The following is a 15,891-nucleotide window of genomic DNA, read 5'->3' on the forward strand; positions in this document are numbered from 1 at the left end:
TGCTAAGTAGGTGGGCTAGGCGATGTGGCGCCAGTCGAGCCCTGAATCTTGATCGGCCAGTTGCAGCCAGTCCGGGTCGCACCCGAGGGTGTCGACAAAACATTGCCGGGCCAGCTGCGGCAGGTTGTTCTTGCTGCTCAGATGGGCCAGCACCAGGTGTTGCAAACCCTGCCAGCCCAACTCGGCCACCAGGAATGCCGCCTGATGGTTGTTCAGATGTCCGCGTTCGCCGCCTACCCGCTGCTTGAGAAAGTACGGGTAGTGACCACGGGCCAGCATGTCGCGACAATGGTTCGACTCGATCATCAATGCATCGAGGTCCCGATAGCCATCCAGCACCCGCTCGCAGAACGATCCCAGGTCGGTCAACAGGCCGAAGCGCCGCTGTTCCTGATCGCTGAAAACGTACTGGGTCGGCTCCTGCGCGTCGTGGGCCACGGCAATGACCCCGACGTTCAGTGCGCCGATCTGCAGCTGCTCGCCGCCGGCCAGAAAGCCTGCCGGTTCAAGCGGTTTGCGCATCCCGCGCAACGTGCCGCGACTGAGGTAGACCGGCAGATTGTAGCGCCGAGACAGCAAACCCACGCCATGCACGTGGTCGGCATGTTCGTGGGTCACGAGTATCGCGCTCAGTTGCGCCGGGTGCACACCCAGGCGCAACAGACGTCTTTCGGTTTCCCGCAGGGAAAAACCACAATCCACCAGCACGTACGTATCAGCACTGGCGATCAGCGTGCCGTTCCCTTGGCTACCGCTGCCGAGAACGGCAAAACGCATATCGGATCAGCCCAGGTTGTCCTGAATCACGCTCAACACTTTACGCGCGACATCGGCCGGCGCGACGGTGTTGATGTTCTTTTCGACGGTAACCTGGATGTTCTCGCCCACCTTGCTCAGGCGAACCTGATAACGCTCGGCGCGGGCTTCGACTTCTTCCTTGCTCGGCGCACTGCCGAACAGGCTGCTGAAGAAGCCGGGCTTGTCGTCTTTCTTCTCGGCTTTTTCGGCCAGGTTGATGTAGTACAGGCCCAGACTGCGGTTGATGTCTTCAACGCGCCATTCGCCCTGTTCCAGCGCACGGCCGACGCTCGACCAGGCGCGGTCCAGATCGGTACCGACGTTCAACACCGGGTTGCCGCTGCCGTCTTCGTTCAGGCTGACACGGCTCGGCGCATCGAAATCACGCGAGGCCAGCATCGACACCGAACCGCCCTTCTCGGAGGTGCGGCTCATGCTCGCGAGCATGTCGTCGACCAGCGCAGCGTCGAGGCCAGTGTTGACCGAACGGTTGGTGAAAGCCACGTCGGCCGTGCTGCCGGCAGGACGCTCGCCGCTGACCACGTAGATCTCACTGGTGTTGCGCTGCACGCCCGGCTCGATGCGCACACGCACGCGGGTTTCGCTGTCGCTGGCGATACCGGCCGCACTCAGGCGCTTGGCCATCGACGCGGACAGCTCGTCGGAGTGCTGCCAGGTGGTGGTGAACTCACCGGTCTGCGGACGCTGTTCATCCAGACGGAAACCGTTGTCCTGGAAGAACTGCAGCGCCACTGGCCAGACTTCGGCCGGCGGGTGCTGAGCCACGACCCAACGCGAATCACCGCTCTTCTGCAGCGAGTAATCAGTTGCGTCGGCAACCGCCGAAAGCGGCTGAGGACGCGGCACAACGTACTCGCCCGTCGCGGTGTCATCGGCCACGTTGCGCGGGATCGGCAACAGCGGATCGAGACGTTTGGCAGTGCTCACATCCGGTGGCAATTGCATCGGTGCAGTCTGTTGCGCTTGCAGGTAATCGCTTCCACGGTCGCGGAAATAACCTTCCGGCCCCCAGACCCATCCGCAGCCACTGGTGCTGGAGATAATCAAGGCAAGTGCGGAAAGTCCGGCCATTCGCTTCATGCGTTGTACTTCCTCAATTAAACCAGGACGTTGCACTGGCGCAGGGCCGAGCGCAGCGTTTCATGACAAGGGGTGCTCAGCCAGGTCAGTGGCAGGCGGATGCCTTCGTGCATCAGGCCCATTTCGACCAAAGCCCACTTCACCGGAATCGGGTTGGCTTCGATGAACAGGTCCTTGTGCAGCGGCATCAGTTTTTCGTTGATTGCGCGTGCGGTATCGGCGTCGCCCTTCAGCGCGGCCTCGCACAGGTCAGCCATTTCGCGCGGGGCGACGTTGGCGGTGACCGAGATGTTGCCTTTGCCGCCCAGCAGGATCAGCTCGACAGCGGTCGGATCATCGCCGGACAGCACGATGAAATCCTTGCTCACGCCATCGATGATCGCTTTGGCTCGCTTGAGGTCGCCAGTGGCTTCCTTGATGCCGATGATGTTCGGCACGGTGGACAGGCGAATCACCGTCTCGGCCTGCATGTCGCAGGATGTGCGGCCGGGAACGTTGTAGAGAATCTGCGGAATGTCGACCGCTTCAGCGATGTGCTTGAAGTGCTGGTACAGGCCTTCCTGGGTCGGCTTGTTGTAGTACGGGACAACCAGCAGGCAGGCATCGGCGCCGGCGGCCTTGGCGTTGCGGGTCAGCTCGACGGCTTCGCGGGTCGAATTGGCGCCGGTGCCGGCGATGACCGGAATGCGCCCGGCAACCTGTTTGACCACGGCTTTGATGACGGCGATGTGCTCTTCTACATCAAGGGTGGCCGACTCGCCGGTAGTACCGACGGCGACGATGGCATGGGTGCCGTTCTTGAGGTGGAAGTCCACGAGTTTGCTGAGGCTGTCCCAGTCAAGACGCCCTTGTGCATCCATGGGAGTGACCAGTGCCACCATACTGCCCGCAATCATGAAACCGCTCCTGCCGGAAAAAGAGAGCGGTAATGGTACTGGCGCCAAGATGCTTGCACAAGCGAAGTACTGCGCCGCCGCCATTCCCCTTGGCGCCGCTTTTCGCTACCCTTCAGACTTTGATCGGTACAGATCAGCTTGTACGCCGGGTTTCAGCCTCCCCTTTCGGCCTCCCAGGCCCCGTTCCTGCGTCGCATCGACGCGCTCCCGCACAGTGGAGCGAGCCGCGAACGCTGGACGGAGCTCTTTATACGGACCGCCAGAACAGGCACTCCCGGCCACCAACGCCCGTCAACCTACCGACCGCTCATCGCTTTAGGAATGCTGCATGTCCACCCCCACAGTTCGCGAACAATTCCTTGTCATCAGTGCCCTCGGCGCCAACCCCATGGAGCTGACCAACGTCCTGTGCCGCGCCAGCCATGAAAACCGCTGCGCCGTCGTCACCTCTCGCCTGACCCGCCACGGCGAGTGCAGCGCCCTGGTGCTGGAAATTTCCGGCAGCTGGGACGCCCTCGCGCGCCTCGAAGGCAGCCTGCCATTGCTGGCCAAGCGTCACGCTTTCACCGTCAACGTGGTGCGCAGCGCCGCTCTGGAAAATCGCCCGCAGGCGCTGCCTTACGTGGCTTACGTCAGCTCGGCGTACCGCCCGGACATCATCAATGAGCTGTGCCAGTTCTTCATGGATCATAACGTCGAGCTGGAAAACCTCACCTGCGACACCTATCAGGCGCCACAGACCGGCGGCACCATGCTCAACGCCACGTTCACCGTGACCCTGCCGGCCAACACGCAGATCAGCTGGCTGCGCGATCAGTTCCTCGATTTCGCCGATGCGATGAACCTCGATGCCCTGATCGAACCTTGGCGCCCACAGAACCCAATGTAAGGAAGCTTTCATGGCCGTTGTCATCGACCAACCGGTTGCGGATTTCACCGCGCCTGCGACCAGCGGGCAAACCGTCAGCCTGTCCGAACTCAAGGGCAAGCAAGTGGTGATCTACTTCTACCCGAAGGACAGCACCCCGGGCTGCACCACTCAGGGCCAGGGCTTTCGCGATCAATATGCGGCGTTCAAGGCTGCCAACACCGAAGTCTTCGGCATTTCCCGCGACAGTTTGAAGTCGCACGAAAACTTCAAAGGCAAACAGGAATTCCCCTTCGAACTGATCAGTGACAAGGACGAAGCGGTTTGCCAGTTGTTCGACGTGATCAAGCTGAAAAAGCTGTATGGCAAGGAATACCTGGGCGTTGATCGCAGCACTTTCCTGATTGATAAGGACGGTGTGCTGCGTCAGGAATGGCGTGGCGTGAAGGTGCCGGGGCATGTTGATGCCGTGCTGGCGGCGGCTGAGGCTCTGAACAAAGCCTGATGGTTTTGCTGCGCCTGTAAAGACGCCTTCGCGAGCAGGCTCGCTCCCACAATTGAAATGTAATCACTGTGGGAGCGAGCCTGCTCGCGAATAGCCTCTCTGCAAAATCCGGATCAACCGCTAAAGCAACGGCGCCACCACCGGTTCCTTTCGCGGCCACGCATCCAGCACTGCCTTGAACAGCGTCGCCAGCGGGATCGCAAAGAACACCCCCCAGAATCCCCACAATCCGCCAAACAACAGCACCGCGCAGATGATTGCCACCGGATGCAGATTCACTGCTTCCGAAAACAGCAACGGCACCAGCACGTTGCCGTCCAGCGTCTGAATGATTCCGTAAACCGCCATCAGGTAGATGAACTGATCGCTCCAGCCCCACTGGAACAGCGCAATCAGCAGCACCGGCACGGTCACCACTACCGCACCGACATACGGCACCACCACCGACAAGCCGACCAGCAACGCCAGCAGCGCCGCGTAGTTCAGGCCCAGCGCGATGAAGGCGATGTAGGTCACGCCGCCGCAAATCACGATCTCGATGCCTTTGCCACGTATGTAATTGGCGATCTGCCGGTTCATTTCCTGGGCGACGCGGGTGATCAGCGCGCGCTCGCGAGGCAGATAGCCGCGCACCCACTCGCCGATCATCGCCCGATCCTTGAGGAAGAAGAACACCAGAATCGGCACCAGCACCAGGTAGATCATGATGTTCACCAGCAGTGGCAAACTCGACAACGAGAAAGTCAGTGCCCACTGACCGAACTTGCCAATCTCGCCCCGCGCCGCTTCGATCGCCTGCAGGACTTGCTCGTCAGACACCAGATGCGGATAGCGCTCGGGCAATAGAAGCAGCAGCGATTGCCACTTGGCGAGCATGCCCGGCAACTCGTTGAACAGCGTGATCAACTGATGCCACAACAATGGCAGCACTACGACGATAAACAGCATCAGCGCGCCCATGAACAGCGCAAACACCAGCCCCACCGCCACCCCGCCCGGCACGCGCAGCCGCTCGAGCGTCACCACCAGGCCCTGCATCAGATACGCCAGCACCATCCCGGCCAACACCGGCGCAAGCATGCCGCCGAGGGTGAGCACGGCGGTGAAGGCGAGAAACAGCAGCACTGCCAGCACCACGGCTTCTTCATCGGAGAAGTAGCGCTGAATCCAGTCGCGTAACACTTTGAACATCAATAATCCCTTCGATTTTAGGCGCGGCGCTTCAGGCTTTTTTCAACCAGTAACGGTAGACGCCAGCCTCGTCTTCTTCGCGCAACAGCGCATGACCGGCGAGTTTGGCAAAGGTACGGAAGTCGCGTTGCGAGCCGGCATCGGTAGCGATCACCTTGAGCACAGCGCCACTTTGCAGTTTGTTGAGTTCCATTTTTGCCTTGAGCAACGGCAACGGACAGTTCAGGCCACTGGCGTCCAGTTCCACGTCATGGGCTACAGCGTCAGTCATTGCGTCACTCCGGTTCGGGTTGTCGAGCTGCCTAGAATATCTGGTCGCGGCTTCGGTGTCCGGCTACAGTAAGGTCTTTGTCCTCCAAGGCTTTGTGCATGACTTTTCTGCGCCCTACCCTGCTGACGCTCGCTTGCCTGCTCGCCTCACCAGGCTTTGCCGACGATCTGCCGTCACTCGGCGACGCCAGCTCTGCCATTGTCTCGCCGCAACAGGAATACCAGCTCGGCCGCGCCTGGCTGGCCATGCTGCGCAGTCAGGTTTCCCAGCTCAACGATCCGCAGCTCAAGGATTACGTCGAATCCAGCGTGTACAAGCTGGTCGAGACCAGCCAGGTCTCCGACAGGCGCCTGGAATTCATCCTGATCAACAGCCCACAACTCAACGCCTTCGCAGCGCCGGGCGGCGTGGTCGGGGTCAACGGCGGCCTGTTCCTCAACGCCCAGACCGAAGGTGAATACGCCTCGGTGCTCGCTCACGAACTGGCGCACTTGTCGCAACGTCACTTCGCTCGAGGCGTCGAAGCCTCACAAAGAATGCAGGTGCCGATGATGGCCGCGTTGCTGGCGGGTATCGTCATCGCGGCGGCAGGCGGCGGTGATGCCGGCATCGCCACCATCGCCGGCAGCCAGGCTGCGGCTCTGCAGGAACAACGGCGCTTCTCGCGGCAGAACGAACAGGAAGCGGACCGCATTGGCATTCTCAACCTGGAAAAGGCCGGTTACGATCCGCGCTCGATGCCGACCATGTTCGAACGCCTGATGCGCCAGTACCGCTTTGACGCCAAGCCGCCGGAATTCCTCCTGACTCACCCGGTTACCGAATCGCGTATCGCCGACACCCGCAACCGCGCCGAGCAGGCGAAACCGGGCGGCATCGAAGACAGCATGCGCTACCAGTTGATTCGCGCGCGGGTCCAGTTGATCTACGAGGAAACCCCGGGGCTGGGCGCCAAGCGTTTCCGCGCCCTGCTCGATGAGAACCCGAAAAACGATGTCGCGCGTTACGGCCTCGCCATCGCGCAGATCAAGGGCGGCCAGCTCAACGAAGCGCGAGAGAACCTCAAGCAATTGTTGGCCAAGTCGCCGAACGAGATCATCTACAACCTCGCGCAGGTCGATCTGGACATCACCAACAATCGTCTGCCTGATGCGCAGTCACGGGTCGACCGCATGCTCACGCAGTTCCCGGGCAACTACCCGCTGAATCAGGTGCGTGTCGATCTGCTGTTGAAACAGAATCGCGCCGCCGATGCCGAGAAGGCACTCGACAGTCTGCTCAAGTCGCGCCCGGATGATCCGGACGTCTGGTATCAGGTTGCTGAAACCCGCGGCTTGTCGGGCAACATCATCGGCCTGCATCAGGCGCGCGCCGAGTATTTTGCACTGGTCGGCGATTACCGCCAGGCCATTCAGCAGTTGGACTTCGCCAAGCGCAAGGCGGGCAACAACTTCCCGCTGTCCTCGCGCATCGATGCCCGCCAGCGCGAGTTGATGGAGCAGGAGCGTATGGTCAAGGACATGATGGGCTGAGTCTTTCGAGACAAGACAAAAACCAGACACAAAAAAACCGCCTCTTTCGAGGCGGTTTCTTTTTTACCTTGTTGCTGGCTTATTCAGCCAGTTTGAAGGTGATGAAGCTGGCACGGCCCTGACGCAGCACGCGCATCGACACCGAACGGTTCTTCGGCAATGCCTTGGCGATGTCGGTGAACTCCTTGGCCGAGCCGATGGCCTGATTGTTCAGGTGGGTGATCACGTCACCCGGTTGCAGACCGATCAGGGCCGCAGGACCGTCCTGCACTTCCTTGATCACCACACCACCTTTGAGGTCGTAGGTTTTCTTCTGCTCGGCGGTCAATTCACCGACCGCAACACCGAGGCGGTTGCTGCTGCTTTCAGCGCCGGATTTCGGTAGACCTGCCAGCTCCTTGTCCTCGTCCGGGATTGCGCCGACGGTCAGCTCGACGTTCTTGCGCTTGCCTTCACGAATCACTTCCAGATTGGCTTTGGCGCCAGCCTTCAGCGCGCCGACCAGATGCGGCAGATCGGCGGACATGACGATCGGCTGACCGTTCATGCTCAGGATCACGTCGCCAACCTGCAGGCCGCCCTTGGCCGCAGGGCCGTCATCCTGGATCTGCGCAACGAGAGCGCCGGCCGGCTTGTCCAGACCGAATGACTCGGCCAGATCCTTGTTCACTTCCTGGATGACTACGCCCAGCCAGCCGCGGCTGACTTTGCCACCGCTCTTGAGCTGGTTGGAAACATCCATCGCCACGTCGACCGGAATCGCGAACGACACGCCCATGAAGCCACCGGAGCGGGTGTAGATCTGCGAGTTGATGCCGACCACTTCACCGTTCAGGTTGAACAGCGGGCCACCGGAGTTGCCCGGGTTGATCGGCACGTCGGTCTGAATGAACGGCACATAGTTTTCGTTCGGCAGGCTGCGGCCGACAGCGCTGACGATGCCTTGGGTCACGGTGTGGTCAAAACCGAATGGCGAACCGATCGCCACGACCCACTGGCCGGCCTTCAGGTCCTGGGATTTGCCGAGCTTGAGCACCGGCAGATCCTTGCCTTCGATTTTCAGCAACGCCACGTCAGAACGTGGATCGGTGCCGACCAGCTTGGCTTTCATCTCACTGCGGTCAGCCAGACGGACGAGGATTTCGTCAGCATCGGCGATCACGTGGTTGTTGGTGAGGATGTAGCCATCCGGCGAAATGATGAAACCCGAACCCAGCGATTGCGCTTCACGCTGGCGGCCATCGCCACGTGGCGAGCGCTGCTGAGGCGGCATGCCGCGCTCGAAGAATTCGCGCAGCATCGGTGGCAGGCCTTCCAGATCCGGCATCTGCTGGTTGACCCGACGGTCCGGCAGTTTCTGCGTGGTACTGATGTTCACCACCGCAGGCGACGCTTGTTCGACCAATTGGGTGAAATCAGGCAGATCGGCCGCTTGCGCAGCAGGCACCGCCTGACCGAGCAACAGCACGGTGGCGAGGATGGAAAGATAAGACTTCAAACTTGGTATCGACATACAGCTCCCGTTACGACGAGCAGGGTTAAGCGATATGGAGCAAAGGAACACCGGAAACCACAGACCGGCATTTTTGTTCCGGGAACAACAAACAAGGCCAGAGCCGTGAGGCTCTGACCTATAAAAAATTTTCAGGGGTTTTGCAAATGAAAATGCTCAGCAAACATTTCGACGTCTCGACGACGAAGTGGAAATGACTGAAATCAGCTCACTGCTTGCTGGTCGCAGCGCCATCGTTGTTACGCATCGATAGAGCGATTCGTTCGGCGGTGCCAATCGGGATTTCGCCGACCACCGTGACCATCATTTCGCCTTGCGGCGTGGTCAGGCGACGGGATACCGCGACGGTCGGGCCCAACTGAGTGCGGGTGTCAGTGACCGTTGCGCCATTCAACGGTTCAAGGAACACCGAGAAACGCGCCAGACCATCGTCATACATCAAGCTGCTGACTTGGGTCTTGGTTTGCGCATCCTTGTGCGAACTGCTGCTGGTCAGCTCAAAGCCTGGCGGGAGCCAGTCCGAACGCCAGTTTTGCACGGTTTTAGCTGCAGAAGCCTTGTCGCTTGCGATATTGATCGGCTTACAATCCGGGTCCGCCAACAAGTCCTTGTCCGACGGGATTTCATCCGTGTCGAGGCTGGTGAACTGGAAACGCTCGAGCAACTGCCCTTTGTCGTTCAACAGTAACGACTTGAGCGGCAGCCCGGTTTTCTTGTCCAGATGCAGCTCGAAACCGTAACGGTGCTGATCACGAGGGGTCAGCGACACGATCACTGCATCACGACCGGCCACGCGCGACTTGCCAATGACGGCAAGGTCATACCAATTCTTCAGCTTTTTGGGATCCAGCGCACGGGCGGCAGCGTTGGGTGAATCACCCAATCCCGCAATCAGGGTGCCGCTGACGCATTGAGTACGTCCATCAATGCGCACGACTTCCTGAGCCGAGCCGTCGAGCTGTAATAACCTCTCGCGGACCTGGCCATTCTGGACGCGATGCCAGATATTGTGCGTGGAAAAACTGCCGTTGCGCTCGTAAACGAAAGTGCCGTGGAAGCTCTGCTGCTGCTCGGCCTGGCCCAGACGGGTCAACCAGTCCTGGGCCTCGTCAGCGTGGGCTGGAACTATGAACCAGCCACTGAGCAGAAGCGAAAGTAGAGGGATGGCGCGCATGATCCTCCTTAACGGTTTTCCAGGCTTGCGGCACGTGCGTATGGCAGCGCGCTTTCAGTTCCTTTGAGTGCAGCCTGCTGAGCGTGCTGACGCAGATAGCCTGGCAGACGCTGATCATGCCAGCCTGGCTGACCTTGCAGAACGCCGTTGGCCATCGGACCAGTCGCTTCCGAGCTTTCGCTATAACCAGCCAGAACTGCCGGACCCTTGACCTGTGGAGTGGCCAAAGTAGGCTGGTTCGACTGCTGGGCCAGTTCAACACCAGCAATTTCGTCTTGGTTGTACAGGCGAACACCGGCCAGTACGGCCACGGTCACCGAAGCGGCAACAGCGAGGCGACCCAGGTTGCGCCATGGGCTACGGGATACTTTGGCCGGAGCCGTTTCGTCTTCCAGCGCAGCGGACACTGCCGCAGCGATATCCAGACGCGGAAGCAGCAGATCCTTGTGCATGGCTGCCCGAGCGATCTGGTAACGAGCCCAGGTCTCACGGGTATCAACATCATCCAGTGCGCTGAGCACTCGACGCAATTCCAGTTCGTCCGCTTCGTTATCCATCACTGCGGACAGCGATTCCTGCAGGGCTTCACGACTCATGGCGTTCCTCTCTTGGCTGTCGCCGCTGTCTCAGTTTTCCTGCAACAACGGTTGCAGGGCTTTGTCGATGGCCTCCCGAGCGCGGAAAATCCGGGAGCGCACGGTACCCACCGGACACTGCATGACGCTCGCAATGTCCTCGTAACTCAGACCATCGAATTCACGTAAAGTTAAAGCCGTACGCAAATCCTCTGGCAGTTGCTGGATGGTCCGATGGACAGTGCCTTCGATCTCATCCCGCAGCAATGCACGTTCTGGTGATTCGAGATCCTTGAGGCCGTGATCGCCATCGTAGAACTCTGCATCCTCCGAACTTACATCGCTATCCGGCGGCCGACGGCCGCGGGAAACCAGGTAGTTCTTTGCCGTGTTAATGGCAATACGGTACAGCCACGTATAAAACGCACTGTCACCGCGGAAATTTCCAAGTGCCCGATACGCCTTGATAAAGGCTTCCTGAGCAACGTCCTGGGCTTCATGGGTGTCGTGCACAAAACGCACGATCAACCCGAGAATTTTGTGCTGATATTTCAGCACCAGCAGATCGAAAGCTCGCTTGTCGCCACGCTGTACGCGTTCGACCAGCTGCTGATCCTCTTCCTGGGTTAGCATGAACACTCCTCGATAAGCCCGGAGGAGACTTGCATTACTAAACGACCAGACTTGCAAACATAGACTCGGGCTTTTCGCAAAAGTTCTCCCCCTCCAAGCAAGTTTCCTGCGGGCTCTGATTTGGCACGCACGAAAAACGCAGCGCGGGATAAACCGGCTGCGCGAATAATCTTGTTATCGGTTTCGCCGGCAGGAATCCAAACGCAGATTCCGCACTGAAGCCGACACTGTCCCTGGTTTCTGGCACCGTCTATTGATCTTGGGCCTTTGGCAAAAGTTCCAATTATTTATAGCCGTACCCACCTGAGATTGCGCAACCGTGGGCGGAAAAGTCTGTTTCAGCGCCGATACAGGTGTCTTTTCCCACACCTGCGAAAAAAATCTTCCGACGAAGCACAGCGCTTTTCACCGCGCAGTAGTCTCACAATGCCATCTGGGCCCGGCTATTGTGCCGCCCAACCCCTCTATATACTAGTGGGCTGTGTGGCTGTCTTGACTCGCCGATCCAGCTGTCTTGCGCCAACCCCGACCCGGGTCGCTTTGAGCGGAATCCTGAAATGAGCCAACAGTTCCAACACGATGTCCTGGTGATTGGCAGCGGTGCTGCCGGTTTGACTCTCGCTTTGACCTTGCCCGGTCATCTGCGCATTGCCGTATTGAGCAAAGGCGATCTCGCCAACGGTTCGACCTTCTGGGCCCAGGGCGGCGTCGCTGCGGTGCTCGACGATACCGACACTGTCGAATCCCACGTCGATGACACTCTCAATGCTGGCGGCGGTCTGTGCCACGAAGACGCCGTACGCTTCACCGTCGAGCACAGCCGCGAAGCCATCCAATGGCTGATCGACCAGGGCGTGCCGTTCACCCGCGACGAACAGTCCGGCACTGAAGACGGTGGTTTCGAATTTCACCTGACCCGCGAAGGTGGCCACAGCCATCGACGGATCATCCATGCTGCCGACGCCACCGGCGCGGCGATCTTCAAGACCTTGCTGGCCCAGGCCAAAGAGCGTGAGAACATCGAATTGCTGGAACAGCGCGTCGCCGTCGATCTGATCACCGAACGCCGCTTGGGCCTGGAAGGCGACCGCTGCCTCGGCGCCTACGTGCTGAATCGCGCCACGGGCGAAGTGGACACCTACGGCGCACGTTTCGTGATTCTGGCTTCGGGCGGCGCGGCCAAGGTCTACCTTTATACCAGCAACCCCGACGGCGCCTGCGGTGACGGCATCGCCATGGCTTGGCGCTCCGGTTGCCGGGTGGCGAACCTGGAATTCAACCAGTTCCATCCGACCTGTCTGTATCACCCGCAAGCCAAAAGCTTCCTCATCACCGAGGCCCTGCGTGGCGAGGGCGCGCATTTGAAGCTGCCCAACGGCGAGCGCTTCATGTATCGCTTCGATAAACGCGCCGAGCTGGCGCCTCGTGACATTGTCGCGCGGGCCATCGACCATGAAATGAAGCGCCTGGGTGTCGACTGCGTATATCTCGACATCAGCCACAAGCCTGAATCGTTCGTAAAAACTCACTTCCCGACTGTTTATGAACGCTGCCTGGGCTTCGGCATCGACATCACCAAACAACCGATCCCCGTGGTCCCCGCCGCGCACTATACCTGTGGCGGCGTGATGGTCGATCAGCACGGTCGCACCGACGTGCCCGGCCTCTACGCCATCGGCGAAACCAGTTTCACCGGTCTGCACGGCGCCAACCGCATGGCCAGCAACTCGCTGTTGGAATGCTTCGTTTATGCCCGTTCGGCAGCGGCGGACATTCTTGCGCAACTCGATGAGGTGGCGGCGCCAAGCGCCCTGCCCGTCTGGGATGCCAGTCAGGTGACCGACTCGGATGAAGACGTGATCATCGCGCACAACTGGGACGAATTGCGCCGATTCATGTGGGACTACGTCGGCATCGTGCGCACCAACAAGCGTCTGCAACGGGCGCAGCACCGGGTGCGTCTGCTGCTGGATGAGATCGATGAGTTTTACAGCAACTATAAAGTCAGCCGTGACCTGATCGAGTTGCGCAACCTGGCACAGGTTGCCGAATTGATGATCAGCTCAGCCATGGAACGCAAGGAAAGTCGCGGGCTGCATTACACCCTCGACTATCCGGATATGCTGCCCGAAGCGCTCGACACTATTCTGGTGCCGCCCACCTACGCCGGCTGAACTTGAGCCGCACTCGCAGGCGTCGGTGCAGATCCGCCGCTTGCGAGTCACGTGGCACGCAGATTGACCTGACCCGCCACTCTCCGCGCAAACGAAAGCGCAGCACCACGATCAATGGCAGCGCCAGACTGTCCGGGCGCAGTTGCACCGCTTGCCAGCCATCAGCCTGATTCCACACCTGCCAGCCATCGCCGTCGCGCCGCAACCCGCAAAATGCTTTCGGATGACTCAGCAAAATCTGCCGTGGCAGCATCCAAAAACCGTGCAGCGCACAGGCGCAAGCGCCGAGCAGACTGGCCCAGAGCGGAATCGACAGCAGACACAGCGAACCCATGGCGAACGCCTGGGCCAACAGATACGCCGCCAGCAACTGCCGTGAGGCATGCCAGCGGCATTCGAACGTATTACTTGGGCTGGACACGATCCAGAATCATCCGGACCATGCGTTGCAGCTCGGGATCTTCCGACTCGCTGCGCTCCATGAACCAGCCGAACATGTCCTGATCCTCACAGGTCAGCAAACGCACGTACAGATCGCGATCCACTTGATTCAACGTCGCGTAAACCTCCTGCACGAACGGCACCAGCAGCACGTCAAGCTCAAGCATGCCGCGACGGCTGTGCCAAAAGAGGCGATTCAGTTCAACTTGTTCGACCATGGAGCCCTCCTCGAATTTGCCGGGCAGTATACAGCCCCGGCGCGGGCCGCACAGTCGGCTTTGGTCGGGGACCCTTGATCCTTTATCAACTACCCATTTCAACCCTGCCCCCTTATGATGTGCCCCAGTCTATTTACCCTGCGATGACCCATGGCCGATTCTGCTTTTTTCTGCACCCTGTCTCATGAAGGCGTACTCGCGGTTCGCGGTGCGGACGCCGGAAAATTCCTGCAAGGCCAGTTGACCTGCAATATCAATTACCTGAGCGACACCCGCGCCAGCCTCGGCGCCCGCTGCACGCAGAAAGGCCGGATGCAGTCGAGCTTCCGCATCCTGCTTGAGGGCGACGGCGTGGTGATGGCGATGGCCAGCGCGCTGCTCGAGCCGCAACTGGCCGACCTGAAAAAGTACGCGGTGTTCTCCAAATCGAAACTGACCGATGAAAGCGCCGCCTGGGTGCGCTTCGGTCTGGCGCATGGCGATGCAGCCCTGACCAGCCTCGGTCTGGCACTGCCCGCCGAAACCGACAGCGTTGTGCGCAATGAAGGCCTGATCGCAATTCGCGTTTCGCCCGAGCGCGCCGAACTCTGGGTGCCTGCCGCTCAGGCGCAAAGCGTGCAAAGCCAACTGTCGACCGCGCTGCCTGAGGCCGAACTGAATCAATGGCTGCTGGGCCAGATCCGCGCCGGTATCGGCCAGGTCATGCCTTCCACTCGCGAACTGTTTATCCCGCAGATGCTCAATCTGCAGGCGGTCGGCGGGGTGAGTTTCAAGAAAGGCTGCTACACCGGCCAGGAAATCGTTGCGCGCATGCAGTACCTGGGCAAGCTCAAGCGTCGGCTGTACCGCTTGCGCCTCGAAGCAGCCGAGTTGCCGGAGCCCGGCACTCAGCTGTTCGCTCCCAGCCACAACAGCTCGATCGGCGAAGTGGTGCTGGCGGCCAATGCCGTGGGAAACATTGAACTCCTGGCCGTGTTGCAGGCCGAAGCTGCCGAAGCCGGTGATTTGCGTCTGGGCGCCCTCGAAGGCCCCGCGTTGCACGTGCTCGACCTGCCTTACGAACTGGATCGCGACCGCGAAATCCAGCGTTGATCGCAGCATTGTTGCAACACCCTAGAGAGTCCAAATGAGCGAACTGGCGGAAAAGGTCCAACAGGATTTGGTTGCGGCCATCGATAACGATGACCTGGTTCTGCCAACGTTGCCGGAAGTGGCCCTGCAGATTCGCAAGGCCGCCGAGGATCCGGAAATCAGCGTCAGCGATCTGAGCAAAGTCATCGGCCGCGACACCGCGCTGTCGGCGCGCCTGATCAAAGTGGTCAACAGTCCGCTGCTGCGCGCCGCGCAGGAAGTCACCGACCTGCACACCGCCATCACCCGTTTGGGCATCAACTACAGCAGCAACCTGGCGATCGGTCTGGTGATGGAGCAGATCTTCAATGCCCGCTCCGAAGTGGTCGAACAGAAAATGCGCGAAGTCTGGCGCAGCAGTCTGGAAATCGCTGGCGTCAGCTATGCGCTGTGTCGTCGTCACACTCAGCTCAAACCCGATCAGGCGGCACTCGGCGGGTTGGTGCATCAGATTGGCGTGCTGCCGATCCTGACTTACGCCGAAGACCACAATGAACTGCTCTCAGATGCGGTCAGCCTGACCCATGTGATTGAGCAGATTCACCCATTGCTCGGCGAGAAATTGCTGCGGGTCTGGGAGTTTCCCGAGCGCCTGGTGCATTTGCCGTTGCTGTATCAAGACTTCAGCCGCGACTCGGCGCGCATCGATTACGTCGATATCGTGCAAGTGGCCAATTTGTATTGCCGCAAGGACACCGACCATCCGTTTGCGCGGATTGACCCGTTTAGCGTGCCGGCGTTCAGAAAGCTCGGGATTGATCCGGAGAACAAGCAGTTCTGCGCGGATCTGGAAGAATCGCGGTCGATGTTCTACTGACCTGTGGTGAGGGGATTTATCCCCGTTGGGTTGCGAAGCGACCCTGAACTCTG

The 15,891-nt window shown here is 59.9% G+C and carries 17 protein-coding genes; 6 read left to right on the forward strand and 11 right to left on the reverse strand.

Annotated elements, in window-relative coordinates; genetic code table 11:
• Positions 1 to 15: 15 nt before the first annotated feature.
• From AC0IXA_RS07740 to dapA, 3 genes are read right to left on the reverse strand one after another with little or no spacing between them, the layout of a single operon-like run.
• A complete protein-coding gene (locus AC0IXA_RS07740; RefSeq protein ID WP_024012002.1) occupies positions 16 to 777 on the reverse strand; it encodes an MBL fold metallo-hydrolase in 762 nt (253 codons plus the stop codon).
• Positions 778 to 783: 6 nt separating this feature from the next.
• Positions 784 to 1,899 carry an outer membrane protein assembly factor BamC gene (bamC, locus tag AC0IXA_RS07745; RefSeq protein ID WP_471812474.1) on the reverse strand — a complete coding sequence of 372 codons (1,116 nt, stop codon included), beginning with the start codon at positions 1,897 to 1,899 and terminating at the stop codon, positions 784 to 786.
• Between the two features lie 17 nt (positions 1,900 to 1,916).
• Positions 1,917 to 2,795 carry a 4-hydroxy-tetrahydrodipicolinate synthase gene (dapA, locus tag AC0IXA_RS07750; protein WP_016771265.1) on the reverse strand — a complete coding sequence of 293 codons (879 nt, stop codon included), beginning with the start codon at positions 2,793 to 2,795 and terminating at the stop codon, positions 1,917 to 1,919.
• 328 nt (positions 2,796 to 3,123) lie between these two features.
• Between dapA and AC0IXA_RS07755 the strand changes: the two genes are divergently transcribed.
• Both AC0IXA_RS07755 and AC0IXA_RS07760 read left to right on the forward strand, forming a co-directional pair.
• Positions 3,124 to 3,684: a glycine cleavage system transcriptional repressor gene (locus AC0IXA_RS07755; protein WP_071174673.1), complete on the forward strand. Its 561-nt coding sequence runs from the start codon at positions 3,124 to 3,126 to the stop codon at positions 3,682 to 3,684.
• A 10-nt stretch (positions 3,685 to 3,694) separates the two neighbouring features.
• Positions 3,695 to 4,168: a peroxiredoxin gene (locus tag AC0IXA_RS07760; protein WP_041478861.1), complete on the forward strand. Its 474-nt coding sequence runs from the start codon at positions 3,695 to 3,697 to the stop codon at positions 4,166 to 4,168.
• Between the two features lie 120 nt (positions 4,169 to 4,288).
• Here AC0IXA_RS07760 and AC0IXA_RS07765 read toward each other — a convergent pair whose 3' ends face one another.
• Positions 4,289 to 5,359: an AI-2E family transporter gene (locus tag AC0IXA_RS07765; protein ID WP_016771268.1), complete on the reverse strand. Its 1,071-nt coding sequence runs from the start codon at positions 5,357 to 5,359 to the stop codon at positions 4,289 to 4,291.
• A 31-nt stretch (positions 5,360 to 5,390) separates the two neighbouring features.
• Entirely contained in the window at positions 5,391 to 5,630 is a 240-nt protein-coding gene (locus tag AC0IXA_RS07770) for a sulfurtransferase TusA family protein (protein ID WP_016771269.1), read from the reverse strand.
• Positions 5,631 to 5,728: 98 nt separating this feature from the next.
• Between AC0IXA_RS07770 and AC0IXA_RS07775 the strand changes: the two genes are divergently transcribed.
• Positions 5,729 to 7,162: a M48 family metalloprotease gene (locus tag AC0IXA_RS07775; RefSeq protein WP_123442919.1), complete on the forward strand. Its 1,434-nt coding sequence runs from the start codon at positions 5,729 to 5,731 to the stop codon at positions 7,160 to 7,162.
• A 79-nt stretch (positions 7,163 to 7,241) separates the two neighbouring features.
• Here AC0IXA_RS07775 and AC0IXA_RS07780 read toward each other — a convergent pair whose 3' ends face one another.
• The 4 genes from AC0IXA_RS07780 to rpoE form a co-directional block, all read right to left on the reverse strand.
• Positions 7,242 to 8,675 (reverse strand): DegQ family serine endoprotease, encoded by a 1,434-nt coding sequence (locus tag AC0IXA_RS07780; RefSeq protein WP_471812476.1) that lies wholly within the window; start codon positions 8,673 to 8,675, stop codon positions 7,242 to 7,244.
• A 208-nt stretch (positions 8,676 to 8,883) separates the two neighbouring features.
• Positions 8,884 to 9,849 (reverse strand): MucB/RseB C-terminal domain-containing protein, encoded by a 966-nt coding sequence (locus AC0IXA_RS07785; protein WP_016771272.1) that lies wholly within the window; start codon positions 9,847 to 9,849, stop codon positions 8,884 to 8,886.
• Between the two features lie 8 nt (positions 9,850 to 9,857).
• The gene (locus tag AC0IXA_RS07790) at positions 9,858 to 10,445 is read right to left on the reverse strand and encodes a sigma-E factor negative regulatory protein (RefSeq protein ID WP_008077804.1); all 588 of its coding nucleotides are present in this window, start codon (positions 10,443 to 10,445) and stop codon (positions 9,858 to 9,860) included.
• 30 nt (positions 10,446 to 10,475) lie between these two features.
• Complete coding sequence (gene rpoE / locus AC0IXA_RS07795) at positions 10,476 to 11,057, reverse strand: RNA polymerase sigma factor RpoE/AlgU (protein WP_003172477.1); 582 nt, start codon at positions 11,055 to 11,057, stop codon at positions 10,476 to 10,478.
• 557 nt (positions 11,058 to 11,614) lie between these two features.
• Between rpoE and nadB the strand changes: the two genes are divergently transcribed.
• Complete coding sequence (gene nadB, locus AC0IXA_RS07800) at positions 11,615 to 13,231, forward strand: L-aspartate oxidase (protein WP_471812481.1); 1,617 nt, start codon at positions 11,615 to 11,617, stop codon at positions 13,229 to 13,231.
• On the opposite strand, the gene AC0IXA_RS07805 is transcribed toward nadB, so the two are convergent.
• Positions 13,200 to 13,652: a protein YgfX gene (locus tag AC0IXA_RS07805; RefSeq protein WP_262138439.1), complete on the reverse strand. Its 453-nt coding sequence runs from the start codon at positions 13,650 to 13,652 to the stop codon at positions 13,200 to 13,202. The two genes, nadB and AC0IXA_RS07805, sit on opposite strands and share 32 nt — an antisense overlap.
• On the reverse strand, positions 13,636 to 13,890 hold the full coding sequence (locus AC0IXA_RS07810) for an FAD assembly factor SdhE (protein ID WP_007911418.1): 255 nt from the start codon (positions 13,888 to 13,890) through the stop codon (positions 13,636 to 13,638). The genes AC0IXA_RS07805 and AC0IXA_RS07810 overlap by 17 nt, the downstream gene beginning before the upstream one ends.
• Before the next feature lie 150 nt (positions 13,891 to 14,040).
• Between AC0IXA_RS07810 and ygfZ the strand changes: the two genes are divergently transcribed.
• The gene (gene ygfZ, locus AC0IXA_RS07815) at positions 14,041 to 14,982 is read left to right on the forward strand and encodes a CAF17-like 4Fe-4S cluster assembly/insertion protein YgfZ (protein WP_280074321.1); all 942 of its coding nucleotides are present in this window, start codon (positions 14,041 to 14,043) and stop codon (positions 14,980 to 14,982) included.
• A 34-nt stretch (positions 14,983 to 15,016) separates the two neighbouring features.
• Positions 15,017 to 15,838 (forward strand): HDOD domain-containing protein, encoded by an 822-nt coding sequence (locus AC0IXA_RS07820; RefSeq protein ID WP_056783523.1) that lies wholly within the window; start codon positions 15,017 to 15,019, stop codon positions 15,836 to 15,838.
• Positions 15,839 to 15,891 lie beyond the last annotated feature (53 nt).

It is taken from the genome of Pseudomonas sp. AC083, assembly GCF_979253165.1.